This is a genomic window from Blautia sp. 210820-DFI.6.14, from assembly GCF_020558815.1.
Classification (GTDB): Bacteria; Bacillota; Clostridia; order Lachnospirales; family Lachnospiraceae; genus Blautia_A; species Blautia_A obeum.
Genome location: NZ_JAJCKS010000017.1, coordinates 34,450 through 60,284 on the forward strand (window position 1 = coordinate 34,450; position 25,835 = coordinate 60,284).

At 37.8% G+C, this 25,835-nt stretch carries 22 protein-coding genes; all 22 read left to right on the plus strand.

The window, feature by feature from the left end; genetic code table 11:
- The first annotated feature begins 13 nt into the window (after nt 1-13).
- The 22 genes from LI112_RS12200 to LI112_RS12310 all read left to right on the plus strand — a co-directional run bounded on the left by LI112_RS12200 (nt 14) and on the right by LI112_RS12310 (nt 25,823).
- Nucleotides 14-1,417, plus strand: coding sequence for a tyrosine-protein kinase family protein (locus tag LI112_RS12200; protein WP_055066016.1), 1,404 nt, complete (start codon nt 14-16; stop codon nt 1,415-1,417).
- Nucleotides 1,401-2,840 carry a polysaccharide biosynthesis tyrosine autokinase gene (locus LI112_RS12205; protein ID WP_227190801.1) on the plus strand — a complete coding sequence of 480 codons (1,440 nt, stop codon included), beginning with the start codon at nt 1,401-1,403 and terminating at the stop codon, nt 2,838-2,840. The genes LI112_RS12200 and LI112_RS12205 overlap by 17 nt, the downstream gene beginning before the upstream one ends.
- Nucleotides 2,837-4,735, plus strand: coding sequence for a nucleoside-diphosphate sugar epimerase/dehydratase (locus LI112_RS12210; protein WP_227190802.1), 1,899 nt, complete (start codon nt 2,837-2,839; stop codon nt 4,733-4,735). The genes LI112_RS12205 and LI112_RS12210 overlap by 4 nt, the downstream gene beginning before the upstream one ends.
- Nucleotides 4,708-6,438, plus strand: coding sequence for a sugar transferase (locus LI112_RS18280; RefSeq protein WP_273701128.1), 1,731 nt, complete (start codon nt 4,708-4,710; stop codon nt 6,436-6,438). Before LI112_RS12210 ends, LI112_RS18280 begins: the two co-directional genes overlap by 28 nt.
- Entirely contained in the window at nt 6,435-7,541 is a 1,107-nt protein-coding gene (locus LI112_RS12225; RefSeq protein ID WP_227190803.1) for an EpsG family protein, read from the plus strand. The genes LI112_RS18280 and LI112_RS12225 overlap by 4 nt, the downstream gene beginning before the upstream one ends.
- Before the next feature lies 1 nt (nt 7,542).
- Entirely contained in the window at nt 7,543-8,358 is an 816-nt protein-coding gene (locus tag LI112_RS12230) for a glycosyltransferase (protein WP_227190804.1), read from the plus strand.
- Between the two features lie 25 nt (nt 8,359-8,383).
- Nucleotides 8,384-9,094: a glycosyltransferase family 32 protein gene (locus LI112_RS12235; protein WP_227190805.1), complete on the plus strand. Its 711-nt coding sequence runs from the start codon at nt 8,384-8,386 to the stop codon at nt 9,092-9,094.
- The gene (locus LI112_RS12240) at nt 9,076-10,278 is read left to right on the plus strand and encodes a glycosyltransferase (protein WP_227190806.1); all 1,203 of its coding nucleotides are present in this window, start codon (nt 9,076-9,078) and stop codon (nt 10,276-10,278) included. The genes LI112_RS12235 and LI112_RS12240 overlap by 19 nt, the downstream gene beginning before the upstream one ends.
- Nucleotides 10,271-10,750: an acyltransferase family protein gene (locus LI112_RS12245; protein WP_227190807.1), complete on the plus strand. Its 480-nt coding sequence runs from the start codon at nt 10,271-10,273 to the stop codon at nt 10,748-10,750. Before LI112_RS12240 ends, LI112_RS12245 begins: the two co-directional genes overlap by 8 nt.
- Nucleotides 10,751-11,286: 536 nt before the next feature.
- Nucleotides 11,287-12,312, plus strand: a complete 1,026-nt coding sequence (locus LI112_RS12250) for a glycosyltransferase (protein WP_227190808.1) — start codon at nt 11,287-11,289, stop codon at nt 12,310-12,312.
- 1 nt (nt 12,313) lies between these two features.
- The gene (locus LI112_RS12255; RefSeq protein ID WP_227190809.1) at nt 12,314-13,312 is read left to right on the plus strand and encodes a glycosyltransferase; all 999 of its coding nucleotides are present in this window, start codon (nt 12,314-12,316) and stop codon (nt 13,310-13,312) included.
- Between the two features lies 1 nt (nt 13,313).
- Nucleotides 13,314-14,222, plus strand: a complete 909-nt coding sequence (locus LI112_RS12260; protein WP_227190810.1) for a glycosyltransferase family A protein — start codon at nt 13,314-13,316, stop codon at nt 14,220-14,222.
- Nucleotides 14,219-15,133 (plus strand): glycosyltransferase, encoded by a 915-nt coding sequence (locus LI112_RS12265; RefSeq protein ID WP_227190811.1) that lies wholly within the window; start codon nt 14,219-14,221, stop codon nt 15,131-15,133. The genes LI112_RS12260 and LI112_RS12265 overlap by 4 nt, the downstream gene beginning before the upstream one ends.
- A 2-nt stretch (nt 15,134-15,135) precedes the next feature.
- Nucleotides 15,136-16,278, plus strand: a complete 1,143-nt coding sequence (locus LI112_RS12270; RefSeq protein WP_227190812.1) for a polysaccharide pyruvyl transferase family protein — start codon at nt 15,136-15,138, stop codon at nt 16,276-16,278.
- Nucleotides 16,279-16,285: 7 nt separating this feature from the next.
- Nucleotides 16,286-17,260 carry a glycosyltransferase family A protein gene (locus tag LI112_RS12275; RefSeq protein WP_227190813.1) on the plus strand — a complete coding sequence of 325 codons (975 nt, stop codon included), beginning with the start codon at nt 16,286-16,288 and terminating at the stop codon, nt 17,258-17,260.
- Nucleotides 17,261-17,334: 74 nt separating this feature from the next.
- Nucleotides 17,335-18,801 (plus strand): lipopolysaccharide biosynthesis protein, encoded by a 1,467-nt coding sequence (locus LI112_RS12280; protein ID WP_227190814.1) that lies wholly within the window; start codon nt 17,335-17,337, stop codon nt 18,799-18,801.
- A gap of 67 nt (nt 18,802-18,868) precedes the next feature.
- Nucleotides 18,869-19,750: a metallophosphoesterase gene (locus tag LI112_RS12285; RefSeq protein ID WP_227190815.1), complete on the plus strand. Its 882-nt coding sequence runs from the start codon at nt 18,869-18,871 to the stop codon at nt 19,748-19,750.
- A 9-nt stretch (nt 19,751-19,759) separates the two neighbouring features.
- Complete coding sequence (locus tag LI112_RS12290) at nt 19,760-21,016, plus strand: nucleotidyltransferase family protein (RefSeq protein WP_227190816.1); 1,257 nt, start codon at nt 19,760-19,762, stop codon at nt 21,014-21,016.
- A 176-nt stretch (nt 21,017-21,192) separates the two neighbouring features.
- Entirely contained in the window at nt 21,193-22,080 is an 888-nt protein-coding gene (locus LI112_RS12295) for a tyrosine-type recombinase/integrase (protein ID WP_227190817.1), read from the plus strand.
- Nucleotides 22,081-22,484: 404 nt separating this feature from the next.
- On the plus strand, nt 22,485-22,772 hold the full coding sequence (locus LI112_RS12300; RefSeq protein ID WP_227190818.1) for a PqqD family protein: 288 nt from the start codon (nt 22,485-22,487) through the stop codon (nt 22,770-22,772).
- Nucleotides 22,750-24,945: a response regulator transcription factor gene (locus tag LI112_RS12305; protein WP_227190819.1), complete on the plus strand. Its 2,196-nt coding sequence runs from the start codon at nt 22,750-22,752 to the stop codon at nt 24,943-24,945. Before LI112_RS12300 ends, LI112_RS12305 begins: the two co-directional genes overlap by 23 nt.
- A 98-nt stretch (nt 24,946-25,043) precedes the next feature.
- Nucleotides 25,044-25,823 carry a hypothetical protein gene (locus LI112_RS12310; protein ID WP_227190820.1) on the plus strand — a complete coding sequence of 260 codons (780 nt, stop codon included), beginning with the start codon at nt 25,044-25,046 and terminating at the stop codon, nt 25,821-25,823.
- The last annotated feature ends 12 nt before the right edge of the window (nt 25,824-25,835 follow it).

Genomic DNA, 25,835 nt, shown 5'->3' on the forward strand with positions numbered 1-25,835 from the left:
GAAAGAGGAATTTATGGAAGAGAGAATAGACAACGAAACCGTTCAGCAGATAGACCTGATCAGCATGCTGAAAGACATTGGAAGAGAGTGGCTGACCATTCTTTTGCTGGCAATAGCTGCTGCATTGTTTGCAGATATCTGGATCTGTGCGACTTATCAGCCGGAATACCGAACTTCGACAACATTTGTTGTTACGGCAAAAGGGATGAATAACAATATCTATCAGAATCTGAATTCTACGAAAGAGCTTGCATCACAGTTTACAGAAATTCTTGGAAGTAATGTACTTAAGAAAAAAGTTGCCCAGGATCTTGGGATGAACAACCTGAATGTGAAAACTTCTGTAGATCTTGTACCGGAGACGAATCTGATCACATTTTCTGTTAAGGCAGGAACTGCAGCAGAGTCCTACCGAGTACTTCAGTCTGTTATGGAAAATTATAATACAGTTTCTGATTATGCGATAAAAAATGTCATCATTGAGACAATCCAGCAACCATCTGTTGCCATGGCTCCGATCAATCCACTGGATGAAAAAAGAACTGTCATGAAGGTATTTGTTGTGGCAGCCGGATGCCTGATCGCTTTATTGGCAGGAATTTCCTATATACGAGATACCATTAAAAATCCGGGAGAAGTATCCACAAAACTGGATACCCGTTTGCTTGGAACGATTGCCTATGAGAAAAAATCAAAGGCCCTTTCCATGAAAAGAAAGAAGGATTATCTTTCTATGCTGATCCAGAATCCGCTTCGAAGTTTTGCTTATGTGGAATCCAGCAAAATGGCTGCATCCAGAGTAAGAAGCTATATGGATAAAGAGGATGCAAAAGTACTTCTTGTTACCAGTGTGATGGAAAATGAAGGAAAATCCACAGTAGCAGCAAATCTGGCACTGTCACTTGCGCAGGGAGGAAGCAGAGTTATGCTGATAGACTGTGACTTCCGAAAACCGGCACAGTACAAAATTTTTAATGTCCGTGATAATGAAGAGACGGATCTAGGAGATGTACTGATCAACCATGCAAGTACGGAGAAGATTATCCGGAACTGGAATAATTCCGGTCTGTATATGATTTTAAATAAAACTTCTTCAAATGCAATCGAAACTCTGCTGAAAAGCATGACGCTCAAACAGATCATCGCTTTTTGCCGTGAAAAAATGGACTATGTAGTTATCGACACTTCTCCGCTTGCCCTTGTGGCAGATACAGAGGAGCTGGCACAGATGACAGACGCATCTGTGCTGGTGGTAAGACAGGATACAGTATTGACGAAGGACATTAATGATGCAATTGATATCCTGAACAATACCAGAGGAAAAGTACTTGGCTGCATCCTGAATGGTGTGACGTCACAAAATATGGCAGGAAGCGGACATTACGGATATGGAGGACATTATGGGAAGCGAGCGTAATACAGAGATGGATTCCGGAATTCTGTATTTTACTACGATTCTGGATGATATGTGGCGAGGATTTAAGAAGTTTTTCGTCCTGTGTTTTCTGCTTATGGCAGTCTGTGGAGCCGTTATGTATATGAGAGAAAAGACAAATTATACTCCGGTATATCAGGCATATTCTTCTTTTGTTGTGGAGACTAAGACGGCATACGGATACAATCAGAGCTATTCGGATGAAACAACAGCAGGACAGCTCAGTAAAACATTTCCATATATCCTGACCAGTGGTGCACTTTCGGATATTGTGGCAGAAAGTCTCGGGGTTGATTCGATACCAGCAAGTATTTCAGCAGAAGCAATTCAGGATACATCAATTTTTACGATCAATGTAACTGCTTCTGATCCCCAGATTGCTTACGATGTGCTGCAGGCAGTTATCAAATACTATCCGCAGGTTGCAGAATATATTATAGGAGATACACAGCTGACGTTGATGGATGAAAGTGGCATTCCGGAAAAACCACAGAATCCGCAGAATTTTACAGGAGCAGTTGCAAAAGGTGTGGCTGTGGGGGCGGTAGTTAGTATTTTCCTTTTATTTGTATATGCATCAACAAGAAAAACGGTACGAAGGGAAGAGGACCTGAAAAACTATCTGAGTATTGCATATCTTGGAAGCGTGCCAAAATCACATGGAAAAAGACGCAAAAGTAAAAAAACAGTACTTCTTGACGGGAAAGGAAATACAACAGTTCTTCGGGAAAGCTTCCGAACGATTCGCACGCGAGTGACAAAAAATGCAGAAGAGAATGGAATAAAAAGTCTGATTGTGACCAGTGCCATATCCGATGAAGGAAAAACAACAGTGGCAGTAAACCTTGCAATTTCTCTTGCCAAAAAAGGAAAGAAAGTTGCGTTACTTGATGGAGATCTCAGACATCCATCTGTTGCATTGTCTATGGGAATTCGGACAAAAAAGTATGGGATTGCAGATGTTTTGAATAAAAAAACAGATCTCAAATCGGTTATGCTTCGCTATGGCGAGTATGAGCTGGACATTCTGCCGGGAATAGAGATGGTAAAAAATCCAACCGAACTGATTGGAAACGGATATCTGGAACGGCTGTTAAAGGTACTTCGTAAAAATTATGATTATGTGATCGTAGATACGCCGCCATGTGGCATGCTTTCGGACGCATCAGCAATCGCTCGTATGACAGATGGAGCAGTCATGGTAGTACGTCAGGACTCTGCACGCATAGACAGAATTCTGAACGGAGTAGAAAATATTGCAGATACCGGTGTAAATCTGATCGGGTATGTACTGAATGGAACAGAGATGGGAATTACCGGTTATGGATATGGTTACGGATATGGCTACGGGTATGGCTACGGATATGGCTATGGCCATTACGGCTACTATGGGAAAAAAGGATGAAGAGAAAGAAAATAAATTATCAGTTGTTATTAAGAAGAGTCTGTCTGATCGTTCTGGATATCGTATTAATCATTATTTCGTCTCTGATGGCATTACTTACAAGATTTGAATTTGATATCGAACAGATACCAGAAGAATTTCTTGATGTGCTTGTGAGTTATGGTATGTTGATGATCTTTGTGACACTGATTGTTTTTGCAGTGTTTCGAATCTACAGCAGTCTGTGGGAATATGCCGGGTTAGAAGAAACTTTCAAGATCATCGATGCAGTTGCTGTTTCATCTCTGTGTGATATGGCAATCGTCGTTGGATTTGGAAAACATCTTCCGCGAAGCTATTATGTGATCCGCACGTTTTATCTGATCGCGCTGGTAGGTGGAAGCAGATTCTTTTACAGACTGATCCGACTTCGATACCGAAAGAGACAGCATTATTCAATAAAAAAGAAAAAAAAGATCATGCTGATCGGGGCCGGAGAAGCCGGAAGGACATTGATTCAGGAAATTCAGAACAGTCGATATCTGGATCAGAAAGTCTGTTGTGTTATTGATGATAACAGACGTAAGATTGGACGATACATTCTTGGGATTCGTGTTGTCGGTGACCGGCATGCGATAAAAAGAAGTGTTGAACGCTATGGTATTGAACAGATCATCATTGCAATCCCGTCGGCAGGCAGCAGAAAACTCCGGCCGATTCTGGATATCTGTAAGGATACAGGCTGTGAGCTGAAAATCCTTCCGGGGATGTATCAGCTGGTAACTGGAGAGGTCAATGTCAGTAAACTTCGTCCGGTAAATATTGAAGATCTTCTTGGACGAGAAGAAATAAATGTCAACATAGATGAGATCATGGATTATGTATCCGGTAAAAAAATCCTTGTGACAGGCGGGGGTGGGTCAATTGGCAGCGAGCTTTGCCGTCAGATTGCCGCGCACAAACCAGAGCGTCTGATCATATTTGATATATATGAAAACAATGCATATGACATTCAGCAGGAACTGAAAATGAAATATCCAAATTTGAAACTGACTGTGCTGATTGGATCGATTCGCGATGAAGAGCGAGTGGATACAGTTCTTGGAAAGTATCGACCGGATATCATTTATCACGCTGCTGCACACAAACATGTGCCACTGATGGAGGCGAGTCCGAATGAAGCAATCAAAAATAATGTTCTTGGGACTTACAATCTGGTCTTGGCGGCAGACCGCTGGAAAGTAAAAAAATTTGTACAGATCTCTACCGATAAGGCAGTCAATCCGACCAATATCATGGGAGCATCCAAGAGAGTCTGCGAGATGATCATTCAGAGCTTTAACAGACACTCGAAGACAGACTTTGTGGCTGTCAGGTTTGGAAATGTGCTTGGAAGCAATGGAAGTGTTATTCCACTTTTTAAGAAACAGATTGCAGCAGGTGGTCCGGTAACAGTCACCGATCCGGAAATCATCCGATATTTTATGACGATATCCGAAGCAGTTTCACTTGTCCTTCAGGCAGGTGTTTACGCCAGGGGCGGAGAGATCTTTGTGCTGGATATGGGAGAACCGGTGAAGATCCTGGATCTTGCAAAAAACATGATCCGACTTTCAGGGTATATCCCGGAAAAGGATATTGCGATCGAATTTACCGGCCTTCGCCCAGGCGAAAAGCTTTATGAAGAACTTCTCATGGATGAAGAAGGAATGACAGAGACTCCAAATAAGCTGATTCACATCGGACATCCGATCGATGTTGATGAGGACAGACTTTATTATGCACTCCGGGTTATGAAAGAGGCAGCAGCAAATGAGACGGACGACATGCGCCTGCTGATGCAGAGTATTGTATCTACTTATCACATAAAGACAGAGGAAAATCAGCAATGCGAAAGCCTTCAGAAAGCTATTTAAAACTGAAAAAAGCGACCGATAAAATTCTGTCAGGTGCAGGACTGGTGGTTCTTTCACCGGTATTTGCCGGTATTGCAATTGCAATCAAGCTGGAAGATGGAATTACTGCACCGGTATTTTTTAAGCAAAAGCGGGTAGGAATCCACAAGAGTCATTTTATGCTTTACAAATTTCGAAGTATGCAGACCGATACTCCACATGACATGCCGACCCATTTGCTGACAGATCCGGAACAGTATCTGACCGGAACAGGCAGGTGGCTTCGAAAAACCAGTCTGGATGAATTGCCACAGCTTCTGAATATTTTTCAGGGAGATATGGCGGTAGTCGGGCCAAGACCTGCACTCTGGAATCAATATGACCTGTTGGAAGAAAGAGACCGATATGGAGCAAATGATATCCGACCAGGTCTGACCGGATGGGCTCAGATACATGGAAGAGATGAACTGGAAATTAAAGAAAAAGCCAGACTGGATGGTTATTATGTAAAACATATGAGTCCGGTCATGGATATTCGCTGCATTTTGGGAACAATCCGATCAGTGCTGAAAAGTGAAGGTGTGGTAGAAGGCGGAACCGGTGCAATGAAGTCGGAATGTAATGACAGGAAGAAAAAGCTTCTGATCGTAACAAACCATTCGTATATGCTGTACCGATTTCGAAAAGAACTGATTCAGAAATTACAGGAAGATTATAAAATTGTAATCAGTACCCCTTTTGTCGGACATGAAGAGGATCTGCGTAATCTGGGAGTCCGTTGTATCGAAACAGATGTGGAGAGAAGAAGTGTCAATCCTTTTACAGATCTGAAACTGTTTCATACATATAAAACAATATTAAAAAAAGAAAAGCCGGATCTGGTTCTTACATATTCTATAAAACCTAATATTTATGCCGGATATCTCTGTGGAAAAATGAAAATTCCATTTTATGCGAATGTGCAGGGGCTTGGAACTGCATTTCAGAAACCGGTCCTATCAGGAATTGTTACGCAAATGTATCGAATTGCATTTCAGAAAGTAGAAAAAGTCTTTTTCGAAAATCAGGAGAATGCAGCGGAGTTCAGAAAGCGGAAGATTCTACAAGAGGAGCAGGAAGTAATTCTTAATGGAGCAGGAATCAATCTGGAAGAATATAGATATTGTCTTTATCCGGATAATGATAAAATCCATTTTCTGTATCTTGGCAGAATCATGAGAGAAAAAGGAATAGATGAGCTGTTTGAGGCGGCAGAAAGACTGCAAAGAGAAGGCATTGAATTTGTACTGGATCTGGTCGGTTTTTTTGAAGATGAGTATAAAAATCAGGTTGAACATCTTCAGAAAGAAGGAATCGTAAGATTTTATGGATTTCAGGAAAATCCGAAACCTTATTATGCACAGGCAGACTGTGTAGTTCTTCCAAGTTATCATGAAGGTATGAGCAATGTACTTCTGGAGGCGGCAGCTACCGGAAGAGCTGTCATTACAACCGATATTCCGGGATGTCGTGAAGCTGTTGACAATGGAAAAAGCGGCATGCTCTGCAAGGTCAGAAACAGTAACAGTCTGTATAAGGCCATGAAGAGATTTACTGAACTGCCCCGTGTGAAACGAGAAGAAATTGGAAAAGCAGGACGGGCAAAAATGGAACGGGAATTTGATAAAAACAAAGTGGTTGAAGAAACTGTGAATGTATTGAAACAGGAAAGAGGAATGAAATGACACTGACAAATTACTGGTGGCTGCTGATCTGGCTGTTTACCGGCGGAATCGTACTTGCATTATATTTTCCCAAACACCGCGAAATGGTATGCGGAAAGATGGAAACAAGATGGGGCATTGTACCGGCGGTACTGATGGCAGTGCCATATATTGTCTGGGCCGGGTATCGAAGTGATGCGTTTGGAGATACGGCAGCGTATAGAGAGTCTTTCAAGAATGCACCTTCCTCTCTGGCAGAAATAGGCTCTTACATGAATACGGTTACCAAGGATAAAGGATTTTATTGGGTATCAGCTGTACTTAAGAGCATCGCTAATACAAGTGATAAAGGCTATTTTTTGCTTATAGCCGCTTTCCAGATATTAATTTTTGTATGGCTTTTTCGAAAATATTCATCTATGTATTGGATGAGCTTTTTCTTATTTATAGCTTCTACCGACTATCTGTCCTGGGTTCATAATGGCATGAGGCAGTTCATGGCAGTAACAATAATTCTGCTTGCAACTCCGTTCATGATCAGGAGGAAATACATACCGGCAGTTCTTCTGATACTTCTGGCATCTACGATGCATCAGTCGGCGCTTCTGATGCTGCCGTTTATGCTTATAGCTCAGGGAAAGCCATGGAATAAAAGAACACTCTTATTTTTAGCAACAACTTTGTTGGTGATTATTTACATAGGCAAGTTCACAACAATTCTTGATAATGCCATGCAGGAAACACAATACGCAAACATGGTAAGTGACTGGACGAGCTGGCAGGATGATGGAACAAGCCCGATGAGAGTCCTGGTTTATTCAATTCCAGCGATATTGTCTTTTATTGGACTGAAGTTTATACAGCGGGAGAACAATCCTGTGATTAACTTTTGTACGAATATGTCCATAATATCTGCCGGAGTGTATCTGGTTTCTATGGTGACAAGTGGAATTTTTATCGGAAGGCTTCCGATATATGCTTCCCTTTATGGATATATTTTGTTGCCATGGGAGATTGAGCATATATTTATGAAAAAATCTTCAAGAATGATTTTAGTAACAGCAGTAATGGCATATTGTATGTTCTTTTACTATCAAATGCATTATGTGTGGGGACTGATGTAAAATGAGTACAGATAATTATCCTGAAATCAGTATCATAATGGGAATTTATAACTGTGAATCAACTCTAAATGAGGCTGTTGCATCTATAAAAAATCAGACTGTTCAGAACTGGGAATTGATTATGTGCGATGATGGCTCGTCGGACAGGACATATGAAATTGCTGAAAATCTACAAAGAGCAGATAAAAGAATAGTTTTGCTGAAGAATGAGCACAATCTTGGATTGAATATAACGCTAAACAATTGTTTAAAAAAAGCAAGGGGTGCATATATTGCTCGTATGGATGGAGACGATCGTTGTAGATTTGATAGATTCGAAAAAGAATTAAATATTCTGAGGTTACATCCAGATATATCAATTGTAAGCTCTGATATGGAATTTTTCGATAATACTGGAATTTGGGGAAAGATTTCACACCCAGCGGAACCAAAAACAAAAGACTTTGTAAGAGAAAGTCCGTTTTGCCATGCAGCATGTATGGTGCGAAGAGAGGCATACAATATAGTCGGTGGATATACTGTAGCAAATAGACTTATGAGAGTGGAAGACTATCACTTGTGGATAAAGATGTATGCAGCAGGTTTCAGAGGCAAAAACATACATGAACCATTATATCAAATGCGAGATGACAGAAATGCATATAGAAGACGTTCTTTTCGAAATCGAATAAATGAGAGTTATGTAAAATGTATTGCTATCAGGACATTCAAGTTACCATTTTATAATTATATATATGCGCTAAGACCTTTGATAGTAGGTATGATGCCAGAGCGTATTTATGATGTACTACATCGACGCAGGTTAAAAAGCAGGTAAAGTTTTTTTTAAGTGAGGAAACGATATGATACCGAAAAAGATACATTATTGTTGGTTTGGAGGAAAAGAAAAGTCTAAGAAGACAGAACAATGTATTGCAAGTTGGAAAAAATACTGCCCTGATTATGAAATAATAGAATGGAATGAATCAAACTTTGATATTATGCAATATGATTATCTGAAATGGTGCCATGACAACAAGAAGTGGGCGTTTCTCAGTGACCTGGCTAGATTGCTGATTATTTACCAAGAGGGGGGAATTTACTATGATACTGATGTTGAACTAATAAAAAAACCAGATCAGCTTTTAAAAAACGAGGCATTTTATGGTTTTGAGAATGAACAAAATATAGCAACCGGATTAGGTTTTGGGGCATGTATGAATCATCCCTCTCTCCTGGCGATGATAAGGCAATATGAAAATTTGAAACCTGACATACATGGTGATTATACATGTGTTAAATGTCCACAGTTAAATACAGCTGCTTTGCTGGATTACGGACTGATTCTTAATGGAAAGATGCAAGACTGCGGTGGTGCAATAATCTTACCAGTAGAATTTTTTAATCCATATGACGATCCTACAGGCAGATTAAATATTACAGCAAATACAATATCTATTCACTGGTATGGGAAGAGCTGGATAGATAAAAAAACAATATTAAAAAGTAATCTTACAAGACCATTTCATCGCATATTTGGTACGGAGTGTTTTAGATGGGCAAAAAAATTATAATAATTTCGCATTCATTAGAAGTTGGAGGTGCAGAGAGAAGTCTTATAGGACTATTATCTTCGTTAAATCCTAAAAAAGTGGAAATAGATCTTTTTTTGTTAAGGCACGAGGGAGAACTGTATTCGCAAATTCCTCCATATGTAAATATTATACCAGAAGTGCCTGCATATACAGTCTTAGCACGTCCAATGAAAAAAACGTTCAAAGAAGGCCATTACTTATTAACGTCTGCAAGACTCTTGGGAAAAATTATGGCATGGTTATACGATAAAAGAAAACGTTATTCGGATAGCAGTGTTGCACTGGAATATAGCCATAAATATACATGGAGATTGATGCCAGAAATCATGCCAGAAAAAGAATATGATATGGCAATTAGTTTTTTGACACCACATTATATTGGTGTACATAAAGTTCGAGCTAAAAAGAGAATTGCCTGGATTCACACAGATTATTCCAGTGTTCAGGTTAATGTGGAGTCTGAACTTACTATGTGGGACGCATATGACTATATTGCTTCTATCTCAAATTCAGTAACAAAGAGTTTTTTAAAAGTATTTCCAAGTTTGGCAGATAAGATTCTTTTGATTGAAAATATTTTACCAGAAAAATTGATTTTCAATCAAGCGGAGGCCTTTTCTGTAGATTCAGAAATGTTACCAAAAGGAATAAAAATTTTGTCTATTGGACGATTCTGTAAGGCAAAAAATTTTGATAGTGTGCCAGATATCTGTACCAGATTGATTCATTTTGGACTGGATGTGTACTGGTATATAATTGGATTCGGTTCAGATGAGCAATTAATTCGAAGAAGGATTGCTGAATGTGGTATGGAAAACCGTGTTATTTTGTTAGGGAAAAAAGAAAATCCTTATCCATATATTAAAGCATGTGATTTGTATGTTCAGCCGAGCCGATATGAGGGAAAATGTGTTACAGTTCGTGAGGCACAAATGTTAGGAAAGCCGGTTGTCATTACTAATTATGAGACCGCTAAAAGTCAATTAGAAAATGGTGTAGATGGTATAATTGTGCCGTTGGATAATCAGAAGTGTGCCGAAGGAATTTTAAATCTGCTGAAGTGTGATGGTTTACTTGATGCCTTGGTATCGAATTGCCGGAAAAGAGACTACTCAAATGCGAACGAAGTGAAAAAAGTATATAGGATTTTGGAAAATGAATAATCAAGGTGTAAGAAGTAATACATTAGATATTGCCAAGGGAGTCACTATAATACTGATGGTAATTGGGCATTGCTATTCTAGCAATAATTGTATTTTAACATTAATATATGGATTTCATATGCCAGCGTTTTTTATGATCTCCGGCATAATTTTTGGAATGAAATTGATGGACAATGAAAACAAGAAATTTAATGTGCTGCATATCGTAGTGAAATATTTGAACCCGTATTTAGAATATAGTGTATTATTTGCACTGTTTCTCTTTATGTTGAAAATTGCAGGAAGAGAAAAAGTGCAAATAATAGGCGCCGGTTACGTCTGGAAGATTATTTCGATGCAGGGATTAAGTGTATTATGGTACTTACCATGTATTGTTCTTATCGAATTGATTTTCATATATGTTAACAAATTCTACAAGAACTTATTAATACCAATAAGTGTAGGTATATATTTATCTGCATTATTTTTTTGAGTTGGTGGAGAATTAACTGTTTTATGGAGGAGCTTTATAGGATTTGCTTATTTTACTATAGGATACTATATTCCAAGTTGGGAAAATAAGAAAAGAATAAAAATCTCTAATAGATTATTATCGGTAATATGGGCGATAGTTTCAGCTTTATATATCATCCTGGCACTTAAAAATGGAATGGTTAGTCTGGTTGAGTTGAGTTTTAATAATCCGTTGCTATATACTGTGGATTCAATTTTGGGATGTGCATCGTTGTTACTAATGTCGACGTTTCTGTCTACTTGGGCTCATACCTGTTATGTAAATATATTGATTGAGTTTGGTCGTAACACATTATACATTTTAGGTCTGCACATGTTTGTAATAGAAACGATTCGTTTAATAGATTATAAAGTATTTGGAAATATATTGCCTAAGTTGGGGATATTGGAAGGTATTATATTTGGGATTATAGTATGTTCTGTTTTAGGTGGAATATATTCTGTAAAAGGAAAAGTTAAGAAATAGAAGCTTTTACGAAACAAGGAGAAGCTGTAATGTCGATGATAAGTGTTATTGTACCGGTTTACAAAACAGAGAAGTTTCTCTCTGATTGTATAAAAAGCATTTTGAATCAAACATATCATGATTTGGAAGTAATATTAGTTAATGATGGCTCACCTGACTCTAGCGGGCAGATTTGTGAAGAGTATGCGAAGAAAGATAGTCGGATAAAAGTAATTCATCAAGAGAATGCTGGAGTTGCGTCAGCGAGGAATACGGGCTTGAATCTTGCCGCAGGAGAATATATTACTTTTGTTGACAGTGATGACTATATTTGTCCTCAAATGTACGAGGAAATGTTAAAATGCGCGAAAAAAAACCATTGTGATTTAGTCATGTGTGATTGTATGAAAGTGTATTCGGATGGAAGGCAAGAGATGTATTCTCATAATATTCGTGGTGGTTTTTATGACGAAGAACAATTACATATGGAATATTACCCACATTTATTGATTATGCCTTCAATAGAATATCCGGCAACAATTTCAAATTGTGCGTGTATGTTTAAGAATATTGGACAGAGAATGCCACGTTATAAGCCTGGAATTCGCTATTCTGAGGATTGGCTCTTCGGATGTCAAATGATGCTTCAGGTGAAATCGTTCTATTATTTGAAAGGACAGGCATATTATCTTTACAATTGTAGCAATCAGAACTCAGCAACGCATAGTTTTGCTGCTGATAAATGGGATGACTACAAGATTTTGTATTCATGCTTTCAAATAGAGTTTGGAAATAAAGAAATATATGATTTTAGTGGTCAGCTCGATAGGCTGTTGCTGTTTTTGGTTTACAATAGCGTGAGAGATATACTTTATTCAAGCTGGGATTCCCAGAGCCAAAGACGTAAAATTATAAGTAAAATATTGCAAGAAGATATTGTTAAGGATATGTTTAAACGATTGGATATTAGCAAACTGTGTGTTTCAAAAAAACAAAAAATATTGACATTTTGTTATGCACATCCGATAGTAATCCCTTTATTGTTCAGTTATTTTGCAAAGAGGAAGGATAGATAAAATGGAACCGTTAGTTTCTGTTATTGTGCCTGTGTGTAATAAAGTGAAATATTTGAATACTCTTTTTCAGTGTCTGATTAAACAGACATTTACAGATTTTGAGTGCATCTTCATAGATGATGGATCTACGGACGGGTCAGGGGACTTGTGTGATAATCTTTCTATAAATGATAAACGCTTTCAAGTCATTCATATACGGAATAGTGGAGTATCTCATGCTAGAAACGTAGGAATCCAGAAGGCATGTGGTGAGTACATTACCTTTATTGATTCAGATGATCGTATACCACAAAATTATCTGGAACGTTTATATCAAACTATCGTTGAGAGTGGTGCGGATCTTTCAATTTGTGCAATCACCAAAATATGGGATTCTGGAGAATCTCAAAGAATCGAGCCACCTGTTATTGGACTTCGTGATATGTCCAAGCTGCTCCCTGATTTTGCTGATTTTCAAAAAAGGACGGGGATTTATGGATATTGTTGGGGTAAGATGCTTTCAAAAGGTTTGATTGGAAATGTTTGTTTTGATGAGAAGATTCATTTGGCTGAAGATTTCGATTTTTACTTAAGACTGTATCCCAAAATGAACAGTATATGTTTCACGGATCAGACAGAGTATTTCTATCTTCAGGAAGCAGAGAATTCGTCATCGATGGTTGAAGATAGTGCAATAGATTATCGAGCACAATTATCCATCAATATTCATTATAAACATTTTCTTGAAAAGGAAAATGTCTATTCTGGCAATAATCAGATAGTTGTTTCTCAGCTACTAAGCAATTATCTTTTTTATTCATTGCTTTATTGTAGTATTGATAAATTAGAAACTTGTTTTGTTGAGTTAGGTTTAATTATTGAAAGTGAGTGTATTAAAATTAATGGACGAACTGCCTTTGAAAAATGGATTTTAATATTACTACGTAACAATCAATACTATTTGTTAAAGATTAGTTTGCAGTGCTATCGTTTGGTAAGAAATTTACTAAGGGGAAGATGATATGCCTTATTTCACAGTGTTTACTCCGACATATAATCGGGGATATACGCTTTACAGATTATATGAATCATTAAAATCTCAGAGAACAATAGATTTTGAATGGATGATTGTTGATGATGGATCAACAGATAATACATGTCAGTTGGTTGAAAAATGGATACGCGAAGAAAGAAACTTTTCAATTCGTTATATAAAAAAAGAAAATGGTGGTAAACCTAGAGCAATCAATTACGGCATTCAATATGCAAAAGGTAGATTCTTCTTTATAGTAGACTCTGATGACTTTTTATTGCCAGATGCAGTAACAAAAATGCAATATTGGTGTAAGGAGATTGAGAGTGATCCACGATATATTGGTGTAGGCGCTGCAAGAGGCTTGCCGGATGGAGCATATATAAAAGGTGTTGCACCAAATGTGAATAAAAAAGGATATGTGGATGCTACGAATCTGCAGAGAGATAAATATAATCTTGATGCAGATATGTGCGAAGCCTATAAAACAGATATTTTTAAGAAATATCCTATGGCGGAATGGCCAGGCGAAAAATTTGCGCCAGAACAAATTGCTTTAAATGAAATCGCCTTGGATGGATATAAAGTCAGATGGCATGCGGATATTATTTATATATGTGATTATTTGAATGATGGACTTACAAAGGGAAGTCGAATATTGGAAAAAAATAATCCAATGGGATATGCAATGATGTACAACCATATGCTGAAATATCCTGAACTGAACAAAAGAAGAAAGCTTTATGCAGCATGTCAATTTGTAGCTTTGTCTCTATATGGAAAATATCCGCCATATATTTTACAATGCAATAATTTGGCATATATTATTCCTGCATTTTTCATAGGATGCATTTTGGCTGTTCGACGAAGCTGGCAGTATCAGGAGGTTGACAGATGATAAGTGTGATTGTTCCGGTGTTTAATGCGGGAAGAAAATTGCAGAAACTTTTTCAAACTCTTAAGAATCAAACGCTGAATGATCTTGAGATTATTATAGTAAATGACGGAAGTACAGATGAAACGGATTATATATGCGCAGAGGCAGAGAAAACTGACCCAAGAATTCGCTGTATAAAACAGAGGAATAAGGGGACTTCAAAAGCACGAAATCTGGGATTACAGATAGCCAACGGTGAATACATTGCATTTTTGGATGCGGATGATCAGATAAATGAGAACTATTTTGAAGAATTATACAGAAACATTAAAACGTCAGATATTGCGCTCTGTGATGTCTGCGTGGAAGATAGATATGGAAAAGAAATATTTCGATTTTCGGCAGAAAGTCTGGTTATGGATTCTACAATAGCTTTGAATTTATTGCTGACAAGAACCAAAATTAATTCTGGGCCATGTGGAAAACTGTTTCGAAAAGATATTATTAAAGGAATTAAATTCCCAAATATGAAAGTGTATGAAGATATTTTGTATCTAAAAGATGCATTTTCAAATGCGGGAAAGATTGCATCTACAAATCAGACAACATATCATTATATACAGAATGAGAACAGTGTAATGCATACATTAGAAGCGAGATCTCTGGATGACATTGTGACTGCAACAGATATTTTAGCAGATTTTATCATAAAGAAACCTCAGCTTGATGCGAGGTGTTTTTACATTACTTTATCACATTTGTATCAGTATGTTATTGAATATGGACAGAACAATCCTTCTTTTGTAAATGCATGCAGAAATATATATTGGAAGTATTATAGGCAACTTGTACATTGCTCAATCTACACATGGAAAGAAAAAGCTTTATATAGTTTATTTATGATGGGTTTTAAGACATATGAGGAAAAATGAACATGCAGAGAGTATTTTTATATGCACATGGTGGTGCGGGAAATCATGGCTGTGAGGCAATTGTCCGTTCAACTGTAAAAATATTTAAAGAGAACGGATTCGGAGAAATTTCATTGATATCATCCAGGCCAGAAGAAGATAAATATTATGGCCTGGATACGATCTGTAATATTATTCCAGAAAAAAAACAATATACAAAGATTTCTTTTGAATTTATCAAAGCATATCTGAGTTTGAAATTGAAAAAAAATTATCTGCCATTAGACAGAATTGAATATAAGACAGCATTTGACAATATAAAACATGGAGATATTGCAGTGTCTATTGGCGGAGACAATTACTGCTATGCAGACATAAACAGGTATATTATGATGCATGAGATGATGCTGAAAAGAGGGGCAGTAACAATTTTGTGGGGATGTTCAGTAGAACCTGATATTGTGAAAAGACCGGAAGTGTCATACGATCTTGCAAAATATAGTCTGATTACGGCACGCGAGAGTATTTCATATAATGCGTTACGGCGGGTGAATGAGAATACAATGCTTCTGCCAGATCCTGCATTTCTGCTTGAGAGTGTACCGTTGAAACCGACAGCTGGATACGACATAAAAAATATGGTAGGAATCAACCTTAGTCCTATGGTAATGGAAAACGAAAGTATTCAGGGAATTACGATAGCAAACTATCAGAATACAATTGAATATATTCTGGATGAGACAGATATGGGAATAGCATTGATTCCGCACGTTGTATGGCAGGAGGGGGACGATAGAATACCACTTCGACTCCTATATGACAAATATAAAAAATCTGGCCGTATTATGTTTGTAGAAGATCATAATTGTATGGAACTTAAAGGAATTATAGCGCAGTGTCGCTTTTTCATCGGAGCAAGGACACATGCAACGATCGCAGCGTATTCAAGTGGGATTCCGACATTAGTAGTGGGATATTCTGTAAAAGCGCGTGGTATCGCGAAGGACTTGTTTGGTAAGGAAGATGGATATGTGATTCCAGTTCAGTTACTGAAGCATGAGGATGATATTAAAACTGAACTGAAAAAGATAATAGGCAGAGAAAACGAAATAAGAAAAGCGCTGAAGAAGCAGAAAAAGTATGTAGAGATGTACAGGAAGGAATGAAAATCAGGTGAAAAGCGGATATGTTTCTATTATAGTTCCATGCTATAATGCGGCGGCTACATTGGGAAGATTTATGGATTCCGTGATGAATCAGACTTATTCATATATACAGGTCATTGCCATAAACGATGGTTCTACTGATCAAACAGCTGAAATACTGAAAAACTATAAAGCTAAATTTGTGACTTCTGAAAGAGAATTCATAATTATCACGCAGAAAAATTTAGGACTGGGCTCAGCTATTAATTCTGGATTAAAACATATACAGGGAGAATATATCTGCTGGGCTGATCCAGATGATTTTTATATGAAAGATTCTGTTGAAAAACGTGTTACTATATTGAAAAGTAATCCGGATTATGGAGCTGTCAGCAGTGATGCATATTATTATGACGAAGATAATCTCGAAAGGCCTGTAGGGAGAGCATCTGATGGACTGAGAAATTGTAATTCGTCGTATCAGTTTGAATTGCTGCTGGAAGAAGCATCTATTTTCTGCCCTGGGTGTCATATGGTACGATATTCAGTTATGGAAGAGGTAAACCCAAAGTTTTATATTTATCCTGCACGCAGAGGTCAGAACTGGCAGTTGCTTTTACCTGTATATTATAAATACAAACGTTATTTTCTGAATGAACCATTATATGGCTATGTCAGATATTCTGACAGTATGTCGAATGGTGATAACAGTGAAGAAAAGTTAATGTATCGATTAGAAGAACATGAAAAGATAATATTAGAAACGTTAGATGGTATGAGTATGCAGGAGAAAGAGAGAGAAAAATATAAAAATAAAATCAGATGCCGGTACACTTTAAAAAGATTTTATGTTGCAATAGATCACAGGGATTACAAGAGGGTCAGGGAAGAGTATTCAAATATAAAAACAATGCAATGTAATACGATAGCCATAGACAAATTATATAAACAAAACAAATCATTATGCGCAAAAGTAATATATAAAATTTGGCATTTTAGATAGTTGGCAGGAGATTATACAGTATGACATCACGAATAAAGATGACTGCGAAAAACGCATTCTGGAGTTATTTCTCCATGCTTGTATCACTGGTTCTGCAGTTTATTTCCAGAACTGTCTTTATTTATTATCTTGGTGAGGGATATCTGGGGATAAACGGACTTTTTTCTAATATTCTTGGAGTTCTGTCATTTGCAGAACTGGGAATAGGAACTGCGATAAATTTTAGTTTATATAAGCCGGTTGCTGAAAAGGATATAAAGAAAATTAAAGCTTATATGCATTACTACAAATGGGCCTACCGTATGATTGCCGGAGCGATTGCCGTTCTTGGACTTATGCTTGCTCCATTTCTGGATTTACTGATTAAGAATCCAGGTAACGTTGGAAATGTCCATATATATTATTTTATTTATTTGTTTAATACTGTTACGTCGTATCTGGTTTCGTATAAATATAGTCTTGTAAATGCAGAACAGAAAAATTATATTTATACGAATGTAAATTTGCTTATTTCTTCTTCAACAATTATTTTGCAAATCATTACAATCGTCATTTGGAAGAATTTTTTAGTATATTTGTCTGTGACGGCTATATTTGGAATATTTCAGAAAATTTTTATAAGTATTTATTTCAACAGACTATATCCATATTTAAAGGAAAAAAATACAGAGAAACTTACCAAGGAAGAAAAACATCTTTTAATATCCAAGATTAAGGCTTTGATTCTTCATAAGATTGGAGACGTAAGTGTTCACCAGACGGATAATATTATCGTATCGGCTTTTGTAAGTACAAAAATGGTTGGATTATTATCAAATTATAATTTGATAATCAATACTGTGAGTAGTTGTATCAATGTTCTTTTTAATTCTGTGATAGGCAGCCTGGGAAATATGGCTGCAATGGAGTCAAAAGATTATCAATATAAAGTATTTAAGAAATATCGTTTTATAGGTTTCTGGTTTTATGGATTTACATCGATTGCACTGGCGATTCTGATGACTCCATTTATAACCATTTGGATTGGAAAAAAAATGATTGTGGATGTGCTTGTAATCAATCTGTTGGTGATAGACTATTATATGATTGGACAGAGAATCTGTTTGAATAATATAAAATCAGCAGCGGGAGTGTATGAGCCTGATAAATATGTTGCTTTGCTTCAGGCTGCTGTAAATTTAATTTCGTCAGTTATACTGGCAAAAATAATCGGTCTTCCGGGAGTATTTGTCGGAACCATTTTGCAGGGGATGCTTTCAAGTATATTGAAACCGATTCTTTCATACAAAATGTTATTTGGAATCAGTAGTAAATTCTATTTCATTGATTCTGCAAAATATGCTGGAGCAGTAATTGGCGCATATGTTATTTGTTATATATTGTCTAAACTAATAATAGCAGATATTACAGTTGTTAACTTTGCTGTATTGGCAATCTGTGTTGTAATCATACCAAATGTTATGTTTGGATTTCTTTTTTATAAAACTGAGGAATTTCAATATTACTATAACATGCTAAAAAGTATAGCTTTAAAAAAATAATTATCATTGGTAAAGAGGTATTTTGTTTATAGTAGCTTTTGAATTATTGCTAGAAGGGAGTGTGTTCATGTCAGGGTTTCATCTCCAGATAAAAAAATTCTGGCTGATATTTTGGATGTTTGGCTTGTTTCTGATCATTGATATCCTTGTTTCCCGATTTGTTCTTGCAACCACTCATTTTGAACTGACTTCATCAAAAATTGATAGTTTTACAACCCTTCGCATCCTTCAGCTTTCAGATTTACACAACAGTGAGTTTGGTTCGCACAATACTCGCCTTATCGCAACTGTTCAGTCCGAGGCCCCTGATTTTATTCTTCTTACCGGTGATCTTCTGAACTCGGATGAAGAACGTACCGACATCGCAACGAATCTGATCAGGCAGCTTTGTAAAATCGCTCCTGTGTACTGCTCGAATGGAAATCATGAGATAGAGTATCAGCAAAAGTATGGAACGGATGTGGATGAATTATATCGTCAGGCAGGAGCCGTGGTTCTGGAAAAGGAGTATCAGGATGTTGAAGTAAAAGGTCAGAAGATACGAATTGGAGGAATCTATGGATACTGTTTGCCGGGGAAATATCTGGAAACAGGAGAGGCAGATCCGGAGGAATGTGCATTTCTGACAGATTTTCAGAACACAGAATTGCCTACATTTTTGATGTGCCACATGCCGGTCTGCTGGATGATCAATGGAAGTCTGGATGAATGGAAGGTAGATTATGTTTTTGCGGGACATGTGCATGGTGGTGAAGTGATTTTTCCATTCATTGGTGGACTGTATGGACCGGATCTGGGCTGGTTTCCAGGCAGAATGGAAGGCATTTATTCATCAGAAGATGGAACTAGAAGCCTCATATTATCGAGAGGTCTTGGAACGAATGAGAAGATTCCAAGATTTCATAATATTCCGGAGATCGTGGTTGCAGACATTCAGGGAAAGGGATGAATTGAAGATATGGAACGAACAGAAGTGTTATTCATGGAAGCTGTGAAGGCATCTCTGCAAAATAGACGGGTATCGTGGGAGAAACCGCTGACGCTTAAAGAGTGGCAGCGGATATTTTATCTTTCAGAAGCACATCATGTACTGCCAATGGTTTATGAGGCAGTATTTTGTTGTGAGTCAGCCAGGAAAGCAGAACAAAAAGAACTACGGGAATTGTTCCAGCTGTACAGAAGAAAAACCTTGAATCTAGTGATGCTGCAGACGATAAAAACCAAGGAATATCTGGAACTGGTACGCTTTTTGCAGGAAAGGGGAATCCAGATACTTACGGTCAAAGGGATTGTCTGCAGAGAGCTTTATCTGAAACCGGACGACCGTCTTTCCGGGGATGAAGACATCCTGGTGGGGGCAAAACAATTCCGAAAATGTCACAAAGCGCTTCTGGAATATGGTATGAAACTGGCAAAAAAGAATGTAGATATAGACGCAGAATATGAGATTTCCTATAGAAAGCCAGGCTCTCCGCTGTATATAGAAGTACATAAAAGTCTGTTCCCAAAAGAGTCAGAAGTTTATGGGAATTTTAATCGTTTTTTTGAGGATGTTTTTCAAAATCAGGTGCAGATAGAAATAGACGGAATTCAGATTTCTGCTTTAAATTATACAGAGCATCTGTTTTACCTGATCTGTCACGCATACAAACATTTTCTGCACAGTGGTTTTGGAATCAGGCAGGTTTGTGATATTGTCATGTACAGTAACAGATATGGAGAACGGATCAACTGGCAGTTATTATTAGGCTGGTGCAGAGAAATTTATGGAGAATTTTTCACAGCAGCCCTCTATCAGATTGGCGAAAAATATCTTATCTTTGATTATGAAAAGGCATGTTTTCCGGAGGAATGGCGTAAAATAAAAGTAGATGAGTCTATGCTTCTGAGAGATATCCTGGATGCAGGTGTTTACGGATATGAAGGAATGGAACGAGTGCACAGCAGCAATCTGACACTTCATGAAGTTGGGCGGCAATGGAACGGAACAAAAGGAAATCCTGTTCTGAGAACGATTTTTCTGCCATACAAAAGTATGAAAAAAGACTTCACTTTTTTGAAAAAATTCCCTTTTCTGTTGCCACTTGCATGGCTTATCCGTATACTGAAGTTTGGAAAGGAGTTATACAGAAACAATCATAAGAAGCTGACGGGAGCCTTAAAAACAGGGAATCGCCGGATCGAACTTATGAAAAAATACAAAATCATAAAGTAAGTAATATCCGGCGGGATGCTGCTTACATACAAAAGTGAAAACTACTGCTTTGGATAACTCAGTAAAACAGAGGGAGAGAAGCGTAGGAAAAAGAAAAAGATGAAAAAGAAGGAATACTAAAAGGAAAGGAAGGAAATATGTAATGGAAGGAAACATTATTATAGCAGGAGGCTAATATGCAAAAACAGTCAATTGTAATAGAACCTCACGAGGCGATATCGGAATTCCGGTTATATCTTTATGAAAGAGAAAATGCACAGGCAACAATTGATAAATACCTTACAGATATAAGAACGTTCTGTAAATTTTTAAACCAAAATTATGAAATTACAAAACAAAGAGTTCTGGAATACAAGGAATGGTTGCAGGAACATTATGAGATTTCCAGTGCCAACTCTATGCTGGCAGCACTTTCACAGTTTCTGGAATTTCTTGGTGTCAGTTCTATGAAAGTGAAACGGATCAAGGTGCAGAGACAGATGATCCTGCAGGAAAATCAGCTGCTTTCGGAAGAAGAATACCATAGGCTGATCAAGACTGCCTATAAGAAGGGGCAGAAGAGCCTTGGCATGATCATGGAAACGATTGCGGTAACTGGGATTCGAATCAGCGAACTGAGATATTTTACAGTAAATGCGGTAAAACACGGTACGATTATTATTCACAATAAAGGAAAAATCCGACGTATTTTAATACCGGGAGCGATCAGAAAGAAGCTCCTGTACTATTGCTTTATACACAAAATAAATGATGGAATTATTTTTATAACGAAGAATGGAAATGCGCAAAACAGGAGTAATATCTGGACACAGATGAAGAAGATATGCAAGGCTGCAGGTGTTGCAGGAGAAAAAGTATATCCGCATGCGTTCAGGCATTTATTTGCCAGAATGTACTATCAGCTTACCAGTGATATTTCCGGGCTGGCAGACATTCTTGGCCACAGCAGCATAGAAACAACGCGTATTTATACAGCAGATTCTGAGCAGAAATACCTGGTCAGTATGGAACGGCTGGAGCTTATATTAAGTGGGAATAATCCCACGAAAGCTGTGACAGAATAAACAAAAAACACTACATAATAATAATTAAGTAGTGTTTATCGGTCATTCTGTTGTCGATTTTGCATTAAAAACTGATTTTGGGGATTGTATTAACAGAAGAGAGTTTAAAAAAACTTGAACATTATATGCCTATATGTTAAAATACAAAAAGAATGAAGAAAATTTGTTTTTTTATAACATTCACGACACTACTTAATTATTATTATGTAGTGCCAGGCTTTTTACAAAAAAGCAGGACAGTCATTTCACATATAAAATGGCATGATGCAGTGGCAAAAGTCGTGTTTTATAAATGCAAATACAGAACATTCGGAATGATAGAAGACTGATCTGTGTTTTTTTTGCATGCCATAAAATATGTGATTTCTGTTCTGTGCAGTGATTACAGGGAGAAGAAAAATATTATGAAGATCGACAGAAATTTTGTACTTCGAGAGATCGCCGGTGAGTATATTATCATTCCTACAGGAAAAACAGCACTGGAGTTTAACGGGCTGATCACAGTAAATGAGATTGGTATGGAACTCTGGAAGATGCTGCAGGAAGATGTTACTTTTGAAGATCTTCTGAGGGGCATCATGGAAGAATATGATGTGGAAGAAGACGTGGCAAGAGAGGATATTCAGGACTTTCTGGATAAGCTGACTGATGGAGGAATCCTTACAGAAGATGACATTACAGAGAACAGATGAAGTACTTACTTTTACAAAAGAACATTATATAGACAAGACACAGGAGCTGAAGAAGGGGATAGAGACATTCCCTTCTATTTTTATTGAGGGGGCAGCGGAATCAGGGAAAACAGTTGCTGTAAATATGCTTATGAAGGAACAGAAGGACACAGATTTTGTCCTTTTTCTTATGGACAGGGAAAAGGATGATGGAAGTTTTATAAGGAAACTTTCTTTAATCCGAAGGCGAATGGAGAAGGAGAAAATCTGGGTCGTATGTGAAAATATGAATCAGCCTTTATCAGATGCAAAAGCAGAGGCCCTTGTTGAATTTGTAAAGAGACTTGCAGACGGAAACCGTTGCATATTTGTCAGCAGAGAAAAACCTCACAGAAAGATTCTGGAACTGTTATGGAAAGAAAAGATGCATCTGATTTCACAGAAAAGTCTGCTGTTCAGTATTGAGGAAATCGAGAGTATCTGTAAAAGAAATTCACTTGCTGTCCGGGCAAAGGATATTTTCAGAGAGACCGGTGGGTGGCCGGGATGTGTATGCCTGCTAGCGCGAATGTTCAGAAACAAAATGGAAGCAGGGGAATCTGTGACATTGTCAGAAATGAGAAACAGCTATGAAGTTGCGGACTATATCGACTCGGAAATTTTAGGAACGTTGTCTAAAAGAGAAAGTGATTTCCTTGAAATTGGAAGCTGGTGCCCATGGATCAACGGAAAAATGTGCGAGGATATCTGGAAAATCTCAGATGGAATGGAAACGATTAAAAACCTGGAACGAAAAGGTTTTCTGACAGAATGCGGAAAAGAACAGTATGCAACAGCGGCTCTGTTCAGAAAAGAAGCATGCAGACAGAATCCGAAAAGGAAATTCTGGATGACTGTTGGTGCATGGTATGAAGCAGAAGGTTTTATAAAAGAAGGCCTTTTTTGCATGACAAATGCTAACGAAAAGGAAGCTTTAAAAACATTTGCGATTCGTAATTATGCAGAGATTCCGTTTATTGATATGGGATTTGTGGTGGCAGAAAGATGGAAAGAGACAATCCCTGAAATTTGTTTTCTGCGGGGAATGAATTGTTATTTCAGTCAGAATATCGAAGGAATGGACAAAGAAATACGAAAACTGGAAAAACAGATGGAGACAGATTCGAGTATAAAGATCAGAGAAATCTACCTGAACCTTCTGTATATAAGACCTGATTTTCCACTGGATCTGTGGCTGGAACTGATCGGAAAAGATGATTCCTCCAACACGAAAATACGCATATATAACGTACTGGGAGCATCGGATTCTTATCTTTGCGGATTACGTGATCTGTCGGATCTGTTTTCTTGTTCACGAAAAGAAGAAAATCGCAAAATGCGTATCTGGAAAGAAAATCTGGATGCACAGGCATGGGAATGGTATCAGCTCGCACGGAAAGAATATTACATTGAAATCGGGCAGGAAAAACGAGAAAAATTCGAAAATAAAGAGTTGATTCAGCAACTGCGGGATGGGGAAGAAGAGCTTACAGCAGATGTAAAGGAAGAAAATTATCAATTGCTTTGCAGATATGGAAAAGCCTATATGATGATGCGCCAGTATGACAAAGCAGAGAAGATTTTTGAGAAATTAGTACCATTTTTGAAACCGTATCACAAGAACCGCATTCTTTCGGAGATACTTTTTGCACAGGCAGTCTGCATCTGGGAAAAAGGCAGTCACGGACAGGCACTTCGTTATGTGATCGAATCATTTCTTTACAGTGATAATTACAGATATGTGCTTTTTTATACGGAATATGGAAATGCCGGCAAAGAAGTTCTGACAGCCTATGTAGAATGGATGAAGCAGAATTCACCGGAAGGCTGGCACCGTAAAAAGAAATACAATTATGGAAATGTGCGCCGGATGCCAAAAGAAGATTATCTGGAACTGATTCTTCGAATGGCCAGAAAACAATGTTCCCCGGCATCGGAAGTTCAGCAGAAAGCACCAGAAGAACACCTCACCATGATGGAGTCTATTATCCTGGGGCTGATCGGAAAAGGAAGGTCCAATGCAGAAATCTGTGAAGAGCTGAATTTGAAGCTATCTACTGTAAAGAGTCATATATACAGCCTGTATCGAAAGCTTGGAGTGAAGAACAGAATGCAGGCGACCATCAAAGGAAAAGAAATGGGAATTTTAAAATAAACAGAAAAAACATCATACTTTAGTTGGTGGGAATGAAAATGCGCAGATAGTAAAATTTATAACTGTATAGATAGAAATGAAGGCAGGGAGGGATGAGAGTGAGCAGCAGACAAAGTGGAGCAAAGAAAAAAAAATCCGGGTTATGGATTGTCCTAATTCTTGTGATCGTCGGCATTTTGGGAATCGTGATCGCGTTGAACCAGGGTGGGGCGAAACAGGAGCCTTCCACTGAACAGTCTGAAGAAAGTAAGACGGCCAGCGAAGTTACACAGACACCAGAAGATGGGGAAGAACAGGAAGATACAGATGAGTCAGATGCCGGACTTGAGTTCCCATATCATATGGATGAGGACAGACTTCAGGTAGATTCACTGTTTCAGTATTCAGGCATCAACCCGGATGCACAAAATGCAGAATGTGAGGATGTTGCATCAATCCAGATGAAAAATAATTCAGAACAGTATCTGGAATCAGCGGAAATTTCTGTCGAACTGACAGATGGCAGTGCATATTCTTTTACTGTACAGGACATTCCAGCAGGCAAAACTGTGATGGCATTTGATACAGCCAATGCGTCATATGACGGAAAAATAGGAGTCGCATTTATTGATGTAAAAACTTCTTATTCATCAGATACAGGTGTAAAAGAAGATACGGTCAAAATTACTTCTGATGATAATGGAATCCAGTTGGAAAATATTTCTGGAAATGCGCTGGCAGATCTGAAAATAAAATACCATTGCATTCTGGATGATATGTATTTTGGAGGTATCAGCAGTGAAACAGAAGTCGATGGAATAGACGCAGGTGAGAGCATTGTAGTAGATACATCGGACAGTATTCTGGGAGATGCAGAAATCGTCAGTATTACATATTAAAGAAAGAAAAAA